Annotated in this window: 10 protein-coding genes and 2 pseudogenes; 2 read left to right on the top strand and 10 right to left on the bottom strand. The window is 50.5% G+C overall.

The genetic code is table 11. The features are described from left to right. Positions 1–331: integrase core domain-containing protein (locus tag BHE85_RS01715; RefSeq protein ID WP_000321149.1), on the top strand; the 331-nt coding region annotated here is incomplete at its 5' end. 135 nt (positions 332–466) lie between these two features. Here BHE85_RS01715 and BHE85_RS01705 read toward each other — a convergent pair. The 10 genes and pseudogenes from BHE85_RS01705 to BHE85_RS01655 form a co-directional block, all read right to left on the bottom strand. Continuing rightward, a pseudogene (locus BHE85_RS01705) lies at positions 467–1,006 on the bottom strand (fimbrial protein). Next, positions 1,003–1,491 carry a fimbrial protein gene (locus BHE85_RS01700; RefSeq protein WP_039064204.1) on the bottom strand — a complete coding sequence of 163 codons (489 nt, stop codon included), beginning with the start codon at positions 1,489–1,491 and terminating at the stop codon, positions 1,003–1,005. Before BHE85_RS01700 ends, BHE85_RS01705 begins: the two are co-directional and overlap by 4 nt. After that, a complete protein-coding gene (locus tag BHE85_RS01695; protein ID WP_000018471.1) occupies positions 1,488–1,997 on the bottom strand; it encodes a fimbrial protein in 510 nt (169 codons plus the stop codon). Before BHE85_RS01695 ends, BHE85_RS01700 begins: the two co-directional genes overlap by 4 nt. Positions 1,998–2,012: 15 nt before the next feature. Continuing rightward, positions 2,013–2,765, bottom strand: coding sequence for a fimbria/pilus periplasmic chaperone (locus BHE85_RS01690; RefSeq protein ID WP_039064205.1), 753 nt, complete (start codon positions 2,763–2,765; stop codon positions 2,013–2,015). A gap of 19 nt (positions 2,766–2,784) precedes the next feature. After that, positions 2,785–5,427, bottom strand: a complete 2,643-nt coding sequence (yfcU, locus tag BHE85_RS01685) for a fimbrial usher protein YfcU (protein ID WP_005058328.1) — start codon at positions 5,425–5,427, stop codon at positions 2,785–2,787. 81 nt (positions 5,428–5,508) lie between these two features. Next, positions 5,509–6,071: pseudogene (locus BHE85_RS27150) on the bottom strand (fimbrial protein). Positions 6,072–6,745: 674 nt separating this feature from the next. Beyond that, positions 6,746–7,231, bottom strand: coding sequence for a phosphohistidine phosphatase SixA (gene sixA / locus BHE85_RS01670; RefSeq protein WP_001195819.1), 486 nt, complete (start codon positions 7,229–7,231; stop codon positions 6,746–6,748). Between the two features lie 202 nt (positions 7,232–7,433). Beyond that, a complete protein-coding gene (fadJ, locus tag BHE85_RS01665; RefSeq protein WP_000425002.1) occupies positions 7,434–9,578 on the bottom strand; it encodes a fatty acid oxidation complex subunit alpha FadJ in 2,145 nt (714 codons plus the stop codon). Continuing rightward, complete coding sequence (gene fadI, locus BHE85_RS01660) at positions 9,578–10,888, bottom strand: acetyl-CoA C-acyltransferase FadI (protein ID WP_000531949.1); 1,311 nt, start codon at positions 10,886–10,888, stop codon at positions 9,578–9,580. The genes fadJ and fadI overlap by 1 nt, the downstream gene beginning before the upstream one ends. A gap of 179 nt (positions 10,889–11,067) precedes the next feature. Continuing rightward, positions 11,068–11,352, bottom strand: coding sequence for a YfcZ/YiiS family protein (locus BHE85_RS01655; RefSeq protein ID WP_000030901.1), 285 nt, complete (start codon positions 11,350–11,352; stop codon positions 11,068–11,070). A 371-nt stretch (positions 11,353–11,723) separates the two neighbouring features. Between BHE85_RS01655 and fadL the strand changes: the two genes are divergently transcribed. Next, positions 11,724–13,064 (top strand): long-chain fatty acid transporter FadL, encoded by a 1,341-nt coding sequence (fadL, locus tag BHE85_RS01650; RefSeq protein ID WP_005007635.1) that lies wholly within the window; start codon positions 11,724–11,726, stop codon positions 13,062–13,064. Positions 13,065–13,488: the final 424 nt, after the last annotated feature.

Raw genomic sequence — 13,488 nt, 5'->3', positions numbered from 1 at the left:
AGTGGAGTGGCTGACGGATAATGGTTCATGCTACCGGGCTAATGAAACACGCCAGTTCGCCCGGATGTTGGGACTTGAACCGAAGAACACGGCGGTGCGGAGTCCGGAGAGTAACGGAATAGCAGAGAGCTTCGTGAAAACGATAAAGCGTGACTACATCAGTATCATGCCCAAACCAGACGGGTTAACGGCAGCAAAGAACCTTGCAGAGGCGTTCGAGCATTATAACGAATGGCATCCGCATAGTGCGCTGGGTTATCGCTCGCCACGGGAATATCTGCGGCAGCGGGCTTGTAATGGGTTAAGTGATAACAGATGTCTGGAAATATAGGGGCAAATCCACTCTGTCGCAGGTGAACTGGCACCAGCTGGCACATATAACTCACCAACTTTCGTCGCCGCCTGGCCGCATGTATTGAACATTAACAGCAATAAAAGACATAAAACATGACGAAGGATTTTCATTTTAAATATACTCAAAAGTTGCTGTCAGGCTGGCGGTGAAATCACCGATGGTTACATCACGACCGCTTTTCGCCTAGATCCAGGCCCGGAAATTAATATCATTGTTGCCGTTGGTAAGCGCAAAGGTCGCCCCGGTGGTGTTGTTAATATCCACCCGCTTGCCGTCGAGCGTTTCCATCCCTATCCCCACGCCCTGCGCGGTGGAGGTGTCATCGACTGCCAGAAAACCCGGCTGACCGCTGTCTTCGGTGCCGCTCAGCGTGACTTTGACGTTGTATCCCGCCGGCCCTTTGCAGTCTTTCAGCTTAAACACAACCGGCAGATGCGCGGACTGCCCAGATACCATCAAATCCCGGTTGCTGACGGTGGGAAAATGGATTTCTGCCAGGTTGGCACCATCCACCACCAGCGTGCAGGATTTACTCAGCAGGTTGCCGTAAAAATGCAGGTTGTTGTCGACTGCCTGTGCTCCTGTGCTGGCGGTCAGCAGCAGGCCTGCTAACAGCGCATAACCGGGTGAATAAATGTGTGCTGTTTTCATTGGTAATCCACCCGTAAGGTTGCGTAAGCAGAAAAGGTCGTGTCCGTCAGCACCGCATCAGCCGCTTTGACCGGTACCGCCTCCAGCTTTGGCTTCTGGCTAAAATCGGTGGCGTTAATGGAAAGCGGCTCGTTGAGCTTAAAACGCTGACCGTCATGCTGAAGCTCAATTCCGAAGCCCGGTACATCCGTCTCAATAGCAGAGTCGTTGTAGGAGGTGGCAGTCCCCGTCCAGGAGAGTGTCATATTCCACTCGGGATCGCGGACATCCGAGTCGCAGCTCAGTTCGTAGTCCACTTTCTGACGACCATAATTGCCATCAATGCTGTCGATAATGAGATCGCGAAATTGCACTTCGATGGTTTGCCCGCCGCTGATGCTACAGGCGGGCGGCGACATCAGCGTACCGTCGAATGTGATGTCATCTTCCGCCGCCAGCACAGCCCCGCAACCAGCGCACAGTAAAAGGAGCAGGAATTTTTTCATTGGTAATCCACCACCATGGTCATCGTGGCGTTAAACTCCGACGGAGTCAGTTGCACCCCGCTCTGTTTTACCGGCACCGCTTTCAGCTGAGGCTGAGTGTTGACATTAAAAGGCGTCCAGTTATTTTCACCAACTGCAAACAGGGAGTTGTCGGCGGCGTTTTCTATCCGCACCCCCAGGCCGGCGATATCCGTGCTGAGAACCGTTTCTCCGTTGATCACGGCGGTATTGCCTTTGAGCTGCATCCGTAAGTCATCGCTGACTTTATTACCGCAGTTGAGGGTGTATTTCGCATCCTGTTGGTAATTGGTACCATCGATCCTGTTGATTATCACATTGCCAAATTTCACAGCGCTTCCCTTCACGGAGCAAGGCGGCGGTCCATCGACTAGGATTCGCAGCGTCAGATCCACCTGTTTGATATCACTGCCAGCAACAGCCAAACCGCTGATGCCCCATCCGGCCAGCACCAGCAACCCTGCGCCCGCTACAAACTTGTGACTCATAAGTCCCTCCCGGCATCAGCCTTTGCGGCTCTGCTCTTCATCCACCTGGCAGCTGTTGCCGGTGCATTTGAAGTACAGCGGCATCCGCGCGCCGTAGTCGTTGATGTAAGTCAGCACCGGCACGCTGTCCATCTTCGCATTCAGCGGTGCGGAGGTTTTCGGCTCCATCATCAGCGGTGTGAATCCCGCCGGCGGGTTGCCGCCTTTTTTAGCGCTGGCGTTGCTGATGATCACGTAGTACGGCGTCGGGTTATTGACGGTGAAGTCCTGGCCGTTACGGATGAGCGTCACCTTATGCTGCCACGGACTTTTCATGCTGGTGTTCTCCAGCGCCTTCGGTCGCCAGAACAGTTTGATACGCGTCTGCAGCGCAATCTGCAGTGTGTTCGGTTTATTTGATTTCGGCGGAATTTCGCGCACGTTGAAATAGAACACGCTCTCGCGGTCGGCCGGCAGTTTGTTGATATCCGGCAGCCCCTGCACCTTCACCTGGCCGTTCATCATCGCATCGATGCGCTGCACTGGCGGAAGCACCGCAAGCGGAGAGCTGATTTTGTTGCCCTTTGCATCCTCTATCCAGCTCTGCGCCAGATAAGGCAGTGTGGGATCGTTGTTGCGCAGCGTGACGCTGATGGACTTGTCGCTTTCGTTAAACACCAGCCGTGTCCTGTCGGGCGTCACCGAAGTGTGGCTGGAGAAACTGACCGCTGTCGCCAGCAGCGCCAGTGCCGGGACAACGATTTTTGCAGTGTTAGTCAGATTAAACATGGATCATTCCTTAATCACGTTACTGGTTTACTGAAATTGAAGTCGGAGGTTCCGTTGGCGTCACCCGCTGTGTCTGTTCCTGAATCGCCGGTTTGACCGCCGGCGAAGTGATAGGTGCTACATTGCCTTTATGCTGGCATGGTAGTAACAAGCCGTTAAACAGATCGGCAGGCAGCGGGTCCGGCAGGTTGATATCGCAATGCGCAACACCACTCCAGAACACACTCATGTGTTCGCCAGGTTTCACCCCAGCCAGATAAACATTGCCGTCATCATCGACAAGGCCCACTGTCTGCTCGTTATCATTTTTTACTTCTGCGCCAAACGGAGGATGGCTGCCGTCGCTCAGGCGCAGCACCGCCATCGCTTTTTGTCCGCTAATGACAGCAAATTTACGGTAGCCAATGGCACCTTCAGTTAGCGTGGCTTGCACCACCGACTGGGTTGCTTCAGCGTTTTCAGGCAATCTGTTGAGGTCGATATACGCCTGATTGCGGTAATAGTTATTGACGTCAGAAACGACGGCTTTACCAAACATATTGGTATAAACAGCAGCCCCGTTACCTTCCACCGGAACATCGGCAACGCCATCGGCATCAATCAACAAGCGTGTCCCGCCCATATTCTGGGTACGGTGAAGTGCGCCACCGTGGGCAGTAAGCGTTGCGCCGCCCTGTAACGACAAGCCCGCAGAGGTGTATTGCCCTTCATGGTAGTTCGCACTGAGGTCAACCTGCGCCAGCGAACCATCATGGCTGTAATAGCCGTCAACGCTGGTGTGTTTGTCACTGGTGCCGACGTTCAACTGATAGTGAGTCGCGTCATCGACACGGCTGAAATAACCGACCTGACTGCTGTCCGTCCCACTGCCATAGTTACCGTTATAGCTAACGGTACTGTTGTCGCCCCACGGCATACTGAGCGAAATGTACATGCCTTTGTCGGCCTGGTTGTCATACTCGTAACGGTAGCCAGTCATCGAGATGCTGACATTACGAATACTGCCCATATTGAAATAGTGCGAGAGCATGATGTTGTAGTTTATCTGCTCCTCGCGATCCCAGTAGGTATGGCGGGTATAGTTGAGATAAACCGAAACACCCGCATCGCGGAAGTTCTGGTTATAAGTGGCGGTGTACATCTCTTTGTCGTTGCCCGTGCGTACCATTCCGCTGTCACTGGCATCCAGATACTCGCTCATGGTCATAAAGTTCTCTTCCGAGAAGCGATATCCAGCAAAAGTAACGCGGCTGTTGAGCTGGTCAAAGTCTTTGGAATAACTCACACGGAAGGAGTTACCGTCCAGCGAACCTTTGCCATAAGCGGTGTCTTTATCCAGTTTGGTGTGCGAGTGAGTAACATCAAACGCGACCGCGCCGAATGTAGACAAATCGCGACCGACGCCAAGCGCCGCAGACTGATAGTTTTCATCTCCCAGTGCGCCGCCATATAACGACCAGCCGTTAGCGATCCCCCAGGAAGCTTCAGCACCAGAAAAAAATTCACCCTCGACATGGTGTCCCCACTCTTGCGGACGGCCCATCATGATCTTATAGCGAATCTGACCTGGACGAGTGAGGTATGGCATCGAGGCGGTGCTGATGTCATATTCCTGCACCTGGCCGTTCTGTTCTTCAATGCGAATATGCAACGTACCGGAGACAGAATCACCAAGATCCTGAATACGAAACGGTCCAGCCGGAACCTGCGTTTCGTAAATCACACGCCCCATCTGGCTGACGGTCACTTTTGCTGTGGTGTGTGCCACGCCGGAAATGTCTGGCGCGTAGCCGCGCAGATTGGGAGGCAACATTTGATCGTCAGTACTGACACTACCACCAACATAGTTAAAACCATCAAAAATATCGGATCTGAGGTAATCCTCGCCCAGCGCCAGTTTGGCTTTTAATGATGGTAACGCCCGCCAGGCATAGTAGCGACTCCACTCCCATTTTTTTTGAGTTTCATCGCCGCTGAATTCATCGTCATCATTACTGCGAGTATGTTGATAGTTAGTCTGCCAGTCAGCACGCATACGCCACGGCCCCAGGTTAACCCCGACCGTCCCGTTGCCGCTGATCTCGTTACTATCATCACCGCCATTTTCTTCGTGCCGGGTTTGTGCGTTGATGCTGTAGTCCGCGACGATCCCGGAGATGCCGTCATCCCAACGTGAAGGCGGATCCCAGTCGGGATAAGTATATTCGAGGTAAGCCTGTGGCAGTGAAATGACTAATGCGGACTGGCTTAAATCAGCCTTAATTTCCATGCCTTCCAGTTGACCGGATTTCAGGCATTTAGCATCGTGGCTCCATTGCAGATTTTTCGCCACGTCTTCTTTTAAACCAAACTGCGCTACCAGTTCCGGTGTCAGACAAGCATAGCTTTTGCTCGCGTCATCTTCACCAGCATACCAGTAAATATCGTACTCTTCCGCCAATGGCTGTTTATTTAGTTGAACCTGTAAATTGTATTTTCCGGGCTCAACATATCCCTGGCTGGAAAAACGCTTCAGATCAATTTTTGTGTCGCCTTTTAATTCCAGAAAACGGGAATCAAACTGAATGTCGTCTTCAGCCCAGACACTACTATAACTCCCTGACATTGCCAGCGCAATGCACCACGGAAGAATCCGTAATCGAAAAAGAGAATGGTCAGGCATACACGTTTCTATCCGTTTTTATTCTTGTTCGGTCAAAATCCATTTAAATCCCCCATAGCAGTGTCGCTATGGGGGTATGCCTTACAGGTAAGTAATCTGGAAGGTGGTATTTGCTTCGAAATTACCCAGATCTGGCGCATCAGCTGCGCGACCAGCCAGGCTTTAAAGTTCAGTGTCTGCTTCGCTTTGCCTTTATTAGTAGAAGTGTCTTTCACTATTTTCTGGTCAATACCCATGCCGCTTTTGTAAGAGGTACCCAGAGAGTCACCGATCGCCAGGCTAACATTGTTAAATGCCGCACCGGTATCGGTATTGAAAATGGTGTAATAATTGCCGCTATTTGCAGAAGAAACGGTACCAGTAAAGGTAGTGGTCATTGTTTCCTAAGTATCAAATACGCAATCTTGCAGACGAATCTGGAAACTTTTCGGCGTGGTGGTGCCGTTATTTTTCAGTTTTTCGGCACCGATATCACCCATATCAACTTCCAGTTTGTGATCGTCCGGAACGATAGAACACACTGAGTCTTCAATGGTGCCGTAAAAACGTGCAGTACCGTTGTTACCCGCAGCGATTGTTGCCGTAGAGGTGAACACGCCCATCACCATTGCCGCAGCAATAGCTGTTTTAACAAACTTACTCATTATTTGTCCTTAAACTATAAATAATTAAAAATATAAACATTGCAATACATTGATTCAGTCAATAGCCAATGTTTATACCCAGCCATTGAATACGGCATGCGATCCAAAAAGAACAGGTCGTAGAAAATTGTATTCGTTGGTGTGGGGCCGCATAGTGATGTTTCCACACCCCTGATGCAATTTAATTTTACTAAAGAGTAAATGTAGATTTAATTAATATATTGACAGAAGAAAGATTATCTTAAGGACATCCTTAAAAAATACGGAATAAGTATTTAGAAAAAATAGAAAGTATATCAATAATGAATATCAACAGCTTAAAAAACAAACAATGAACATATAATGCGATTGGCATTTATCCACTTTTGACAATATAATATATAAACACTATAGCCAGAATTTAATCAAGTTTCAATTACATCCTGCCTGATTATTCAACTCTATTATCTGTATTAATAAATGACAATGAGTGTCAAACAGACATTATTCATTTCAACATGTAACTTTGGGCAAAATCAAGATACGTGCAGAAGAATAATTTCCGAATGAATGTAGAAAGTGTTTTATTTATAGATAAGGAGAGTCTTCGATAGTAGTGAGGTTGACAGATATCCGCTGCCTGATGAGCAATTATGCCCAATGAATCTACCTCATTGGGCATAATTTGGAACACATCAGATAGCTTTTGCCATCTTCAGATTACACGGGCTCATCTGCCAGTTGAATGTACCGTTTCCGCTTTCATCAAGCGTTACGCTGGCAATGGCCGAGGTGGTAAACATAGGCGGCGTTTCGCCCGGACATAACTCGGCAACCAGATACCCGACTAACGGTAAGTGAGAGATCACCAGTACCGAAGCAACACCTTCATTGGTCAACGCCTGCAAATAGGCACTGACCAGACCAACATCGCCGCAGGGCGTTAACTCCGGCAGAACTTCTGCACTGGAAGGCAGGTTCAGACAATCCCCTACTTCTTCCAGTGTTTGCTCGGCTCGCAGGAACGGGCTCACCAGAACGCGTTCGATTTCCACTTTTTGACCTTTCAGCCAGTTCGCCATCAGGCGAGATTCGTCACAACCATTAGTGGTCAGAGGACGAACCGAATCACTGGCGGCATCGAGGGCTGCGTCGCCGTGACGCATGATAAAAACTTGCATATTGCACCGCTTTTGTTAACCAGATTCGCCCATTTTCTTTCATCTGAAACCAGAGAAAGAAAACGGTGGCCGGCATTGTGCCTTATCCATTCACCGAATGAAACGCTGTTTTTTACCTCAATGGCGTAAGTATAGTCAATATGCGTTTACATTTTGACCAATACTCCGCCATTCAGCGCGGATTCATATAGCTTTGACCTTCTTATTGCAGGTCAGTTGCAGTTGTTTTCCAAAAACTTTCCCCACGCGCGCCCATCTCGACCAAACGCTCGCAAGGGGTAAAACGGGAACCATACTGCGTGGCCAGTCGTTGCATTATTGCAACCACTTCGCCCGCGCCGAGAGAATCGATATAGCGGAACGGTCCACCGAGAAATGGCGGAAAACCAATGCCAAATACCGCACCAATATCCCCGTCACGCACGCTACGGATAACCTGCTCATCAACACAACGTACTGCTTCATTCAGCATCAACATCACACACCGTTCAGAAACCTGCGGTGCGGAGAGTCGCCCCTGCCCTTGTGCGCCAATGAGCGGGTAAATGGCGGGATCGACCTGTTTTTTGCTTTTACGCCCTTTCTGACCATAAAGATAGAAACCCCGACCATTTTTTCTGCCTTTGCGATCGTCGTTCAAAATTGAAGAAACAACATTTGCAGGCGCGCTAAAACGTTCTCCATAAGCGGCTTCCAGTACAGGAATAATTTTAGTCCCGGTGTCGATTCCTACCTCATCCAAAAGTTGGATTGGACCTACCGGAAAACCAAATTTCACTAGCGCGGCATCAATGTGCTCTACCCGTTCACCTTTGGTCAGCATGCGGATAGCTTCATTAATGTAAGGCGCTAAGATGCGATTGACGTAAAACCCGGCTTTGTCACGCACGACAATGGGCGTTTTGCCCTGTTTTTTCGCCAGTTTTACCGTAGTGGCGATGGTTTGCGCTGATGTACCCGCATGAGGAATAATCTCCACCAGCGGCATTTTTTCCACCGGACTGAAGAAATGCAGGCCGATAACTTGCTCAGGTCGCGTGGCGTGAGCGGCGATATCACCAATCGGTAAAGATGACGTATTCGAAGCAAAGATGGTATGAGCGGCGCAATTTTGCTCAACTTCCGCCACCATCTGTTGTTTCAATTCGAGATTTTCAAACACCGCTTCAATAATCAGATCGCGATGGGCAAAGCCGCGATAGTCCGTCGTTCCGGAGATTAATGCCAGCTGTTTGTCACGTTCGCTGGCTTTGAGATGACGACGGCGAACTTTGCCCTCCAGCTGATCCCAACTGTACTTCAGCGCATGATTTATGCCCTGCGGGTTGATATCTTTAATTCTGACCGGAAGCCCCGCTTTACAAGCAGTGACATAAGCAATACCGCCGCCCATCAAGCCACCACCTAAAATTCCCACGCTGTTTAATGGCGCAGGCGGTGCATCACTACCGGGATCTTTCTTCACGTCCGTACTGGCAAAAAAGATACTACGCAGCGCCTGCGATTGTGGCGTCATCGCCAGTTCGCCAAACGCCCGAGCTTCGGCGTCATAACCGCTGCTGGTGCCCTGCGCTAATCCCGTTTCAACAACCTCCAGGATGCGTTCTGTCGCCGGATAATTGCCTTGAGTTTTGTGTTCTGTTTTCTTGCCGACCATTTTGAACAGCAGCGCACGACCTAACGGCCCCGCCAGAATACGCTCGCGTACAGGTAGAGGGCGGGAAGATGGGCGATCCTTCTTCGCCAGCTCAACAGCGACTTCCAGCAAAATGGAGTGCGGAACAACGTCATCCACCAGCCCCAGCTTTAATGCCTGTTTCGCCCGAAGTTGTTTTCCGGTGAGGATCATCTCTAATGTTGTGCTGACGCCTATCAGACGCGGTAAACGCTGGGTGCCGCCTGAACCGGGTAACAATCCAAGTTGTACTTCAGGCAAACCGAGCACCGTTTTAGGATCGTCAGTACAAACGCGACCGTGGCACGCCAGCGCCAACTCCAGCCCACCACCCAGGCAAGCGCCATGAATAGCCGCGATAACCGGAATGGGCAAAGCATGAATCTCCGCCATCAACTGTTGGCCCTGCCGCGCCAGAGCTTCCGCTTCTTGCACCGTTTTGCAGTTGCCGATCATGTTGATGTCTGCTCCGGCGATAAAATTGTCCGGTTTCGCGGAGATAAACACCACGCCGCGCAACTCTTTGTTTTCACGGAGTTGCTTAATAATGGCGCGCACCTGCGAGGCAAATTCCGCCTTCAGGGTATTCATTTTCTCATCCGGTACGTCGATGGTGATGATAGCAATGTTGTCCAGACGAACATTAAGAGTAAACGCTGATGCCATTTCCATTATTCCGCCTCCAGAACCATTGCCGCGCCAAGCCCACCGGCAGCACAGGCGGTAACTAAACCAAATCCACCGCCGCGACGGCGAAGTTCATGCAATGTCTGGGTAATCATCCACGCGCCGGTCGCCGCGAAGGGATGCCCGTAAGCAATCGAACCGCCAAGCACGTTAAATTTGCTATCGTCCACTTCGCCAGTGGCATGTGCACGCCCCAGTACTTCACAAGCAAAACGTTCACTACCCAGCAACTGAATATTCGCCAGTGTCTGAGCTGCAAAGGCTTCGTGCATATCGATCAATGTCAGATCGCTCATTGTCAAACCGGCACGTTCCAGCGCCAGCGGTGTTGACCAGGCCGGACCGAACAACATGTCCTGCCAGACATCAATCGCAGTAAATGCGTAGCTGCGCAGATACCCCAGCGGCACCAGCCCTAATTCTTTCGCCCGGGATTCAGTCATCAGGATCACCGCTGCCGCGCCATCGGTCAGCGGCGTACTGTTTGCCGCCGTTACCGTTCCGTGTTTGCGATCAAACGCCGGGCGCAGCTTTGCGTAATCGGCAAGCGAGGAATTACCGCGAATATTGTTGTCTTCGACAAGCGGTTGTTTATAAGGAGGGATAAAGGCAGTCATCACCTCTTCTTTGAGTTTTCCGTCTGACCATGCCTGAGCGGCACGCTGATGCGAACGGTGCGCTAATGCATCTTGCTGTTCTCGGGTGATGCCGTAGGTTTTCGCCATTTGCTCTGCGGTGTCACCCATCCGCAAGCCGGTAGAATATTCTGCTACTGCAGGCGGTACGGGCATTAAATCGCGCAAACGCAGGCGAGAGAAGAGTTTCAGGCGCTGGCTCATGGTTCGAGCTTTGTTGACATCAACCAGCACGCGCGCCAGTTTTTTACTGACGCCAATTGGCAATACGGAAGAGGAATCTGCCCCACCGGCAATCCCCGCTCGGATAGTTCCCGCCATCAGGCTTTCTGCGACGTTTGCAACCGCCTGGAAACTGGTAGCGCAAGCGCGGCTGACGCTGTAAGCATCGGTATGCACATTCATTCCGGTACCGAGAACAATTTCACGCGCAATGTTGGGGGCTTCAGGCATTTGTACGACCTGACCAAAGACCAGCTGTTCAATCACTTCAGCGGGGATCTCGCTGCGTGCCAGCAGTTCGCCTACCACCATCTTCCCTAAATCAACCGCGGGAATGCCATGAAAAGCCGTCGCCTGGCGGGCAAAAGGCGTACGTAAACCGCTAACAATGGCGATACGATCGCCCTGGCGGGTAACCAGCGGTAAAACCTGACCCATAACACTCCCCTGTAAAAAAATAAATAAAGTGGTCTGACCTGATTATAGTCTTAACCATTTTTTTACATTTAGCCAAGCGGAGAAAAAGGAAAGTGGGAGCTATGACACAGTGAAGACAGGAGAAAGAAAAGAAAACGCCCCTGCCAGCAACTGACAGGGGCGAACGTACCCGAGAGGAATTAACGCAGACCCAGCTGGAAGATCAGCATTTCAGCTTCGCAGGCAAAAGTGAAATCGATATCCAGGCGCACACCGTCAGACTCTTCAGTGAAAGTCGGGGAGATTTTGCACGGTTCGGATTCCACGCTACGGGCTTTTTCAGTCAACGCCGCCAGCGTTTGTTCTGCTTCTGCGCGGTTTGCAAACACGCGGCTGTAAGACGCGGTGCAGTCGGAGTTGTCCATAATGGTGCCAACATCCATACAGCAGCAAACCGGGGTTTCATCAGCACTACATTTACTCATCGTTGATTTCCTCTGTATGTGCACCCAAGGTGCCAGATAAACGTTGTGGATATTTTACGCTTCCGGAAAGTGCTGCTCCAGTTGTTAATTCTGCAAAATCGGATAAGTGACCGAAATCACACTTAAAAATGATCTAAAACAAAATTCACCCGAATCCGCGAGTGCGCAACCTCCAAATTTTGCCAGCTGGATCGCGTTTCTTAGATCATATTTGAAAAAAGATGGAAACATACTTGCAACATTCCAGCTGGTCCGACCTATACTCTCGCCACTGGTCTGATTTCTAAGATGTACCTCAGACCCTACACTTCGCGCTCCTGTTACAGCACGTAACATAGTTTGTATAAAAATAAATCATTGAGGTTATGGTCATGAGCCAGAAAACCCTGTTTACAAAGTCTGCTCTCGCAGTCGCAGTGGCACTTATCTCCACCCAGGCCTGGTCGGCAGGCTTTCAGTTAAACGAATTTTCTTCCTCTGGCCTGGGCCGGGCTTATTCAGGGGAAGGCGCAATTGCCGATGATGCAGGTAACGTTAGCCGTAACCCCGCATTGATTACCATGTTTGACCGCCCGACATTTTCTGCGGGTGCGGTTTATATTGACCCGGATGTGAATATCAGCGGAACGTCTCCGTCTGGTCGTAGCCTGAAAGCCGATAACATCGCGCCTACGGCATGGGTTCCGAACATGCACTTTGTTGCACCGATTAACGACCAATTTGGTTGGGGCGCTTCTATTACCTCTAACTATGGTCTGGCAACAGAGTTTAATGATACTTATGCAGGCGGCTCTGTCGGGGGTACAACTGACCTTGAAACCATGAACCTGAACTTAAGCGGTGCGTATCGCTTAAATAATGCATGGAGCTTTGGTCTTGGTTTCAACGCCGTCTACGCTCGCGCGAAAATTGAACGTTTCGCAGGCGATCTGGGGCAGTTGGTTGCTGGTCAGATTATGCAATCTCCTGCCGGGCAAACTCCTCAAGGGCAAGCATTGGCAGCTACCGCCAACGGTATCGACAGTAATACCAAAATCGCTCATCTGAACGGTAACCAGTGGGGCTTTGGCTGGAACGCCGGAATCCTGTATGAACTGGATAAAAATAACCGCTATGCACTGACCTACCGTTCTGAAGTGAAAATTGACTTCAAAGGTAACTACAGCAGCGATCTTAATCGTGCGTTTAATAACTACGGTTTGCCAATTCCTACCGCGACAGGTGGCGCAACGCAATCGGGTTATCTGACGCTGAACCTGCCTGAAATGTGGGAAGTGTCAGGTTATAACCGTGTTGATCCACAGTGGGCGATTCACTATAGCCTGGCTTACACCAGCTGGAGTCAGTTCCAGCAGCTGAAAGCGACCTCAACCAGTGGCAACACGCTGTTCCAGAAACATGAAGGCTTTAAAGATGCTTACCGCATCGCGTTGGGTACCACTTATTACTACGATGATAACTGGACCTTCCGTACCGGTATCGCCTTTGATGACAGCCCAGTTCCGGCTCAGAATCGTTCTATCTCCATTCCGGACCAGGACCGTTTCTGGCTGAGTGCAGGTACGACTTACGCATTTAATAAAGATGCTTCAGTCGACGTTGGTGTTTCTTATATGCACGGTCAGAGCGTGAAAATTAACGAAGGCCCATACCAGTTCGAGTCTGAAGGTAAAGCCTGGCTGTTCGGTACTAACTTTAACTACGCGTTCTGATAACGCGTTCGCCTGGATAAAGTCACCTGCATAGCAGGTGACTTTAACTCCCCCACTTCACCGAAAGTAGTGTCCTCATTGCTTACCTCCTGAGTTTTGCAAACAGCCTGTTGGCAGCTTGCCCTTTCAAATCAATAAGCGGTATCCACAGACAAACCTGAAGGGAAAGGCATATTTTCAGGCGTTCTGCTCGTCCTTCTCAAAGAGTTTACTTTTCTGCATTTCCAGGATACTCCCGTTACTTTATTCGTACCCCTTATAATGGGGTGTTAGCCAGCCAGACCCGGCATGATTACTGCCCCCAGTCGTCCATGATCCGGGGGGTGATGTCACCGGGTCTGGTGGGGCGCTGGTAACCGCTAATAGGGGTCAGGTCAGGCACTTTTGCCGGGACCGTCTGTAACGTGGATGCCGGTACCTGCTC

The organism is Shigella sp. FC1567 (assembly GCF_001743015.1).
Taxonomy (GTDB): Bacteria; Pseudomonadota; Gammaproteobacteria; order Enterobacterales; family Enterobacteriaceae; genus Escherichia; species Escherichia coli.
Note: the sequence above shows the minus strand (reverse complement) of the source record. Positions and strands in the feature narration are given on the sequence as shown.

What these genes read in the sequence shown, in the direction of transcription:
- sixA (WP_001195819.1), bottom strand. Translation starts at nt 7,231, where the DNA reads ATGCAAGTTTTTATCATGCGTCACGGCGACGCAGCCCTCGATGCCGCC.
- fadJ (WP_000425002.1), bottom strand. Translation starts at nt 9,578, where the DNA reads ATGGAAATGGCATCAGCGTTTACTCTTAATGTTCGTCTGGACAACATT.
- fadI (WP_000531949.1), bottom strand. Translation starts at nt 10,888, where the DNA reads ATGGGTCAGGTTTTACCGCTGGTTACCCGCCAGGGCGATCGTATCGCC.
- BHE85_RS01695 (WP_000018471.1), bottom strand. Translation starts at nt 1,997, where the DNA reads ATGAGTCACAAGTTTGTAGCGGGCGCAGGGTTGCTGGTGCTGGCCGGA.
- BHE85_RS01690 (WP_039064205.1), bottom strand. Translation starts at nt 2,765, where the DNA reads ATGTTTAATCTGACTAACACTGCAAAAATCGTTGTCCCGGCACTGGCG.
- fadL (WP_005007635.1), top strand. Translation starts at nt 11,724, where the DNA reads ATGAGCCAGAAAACCCTGTTTACAAAGTCTGCTCTCGCAGTCGCAGTG.
- BHE85_RS01655 (WP_000030901.1), bottom strand. Translation starts at nt 11,352, where the DNA reads ATGAGTAAATGTAGTGCTGATGAAACCCCGGTTTGCTGCTGTATGGAT.
- BHE85_RS01700 (WP_039064204.1), bottom strand. Translation starts at nt 1,491, where the DNA reads ATGAAAAAATTCCTGCTCCTTTTACTGTGCGCTGGTTGCGGGGCTGTG.
- yfcU (WP_005058328.1), bottom strand. Translation starts at nt 5,427, where the DNA reads ATGCCTGACCATTCTCTTTTTCGATTACGGATTCTTCCGTGGTGCATT.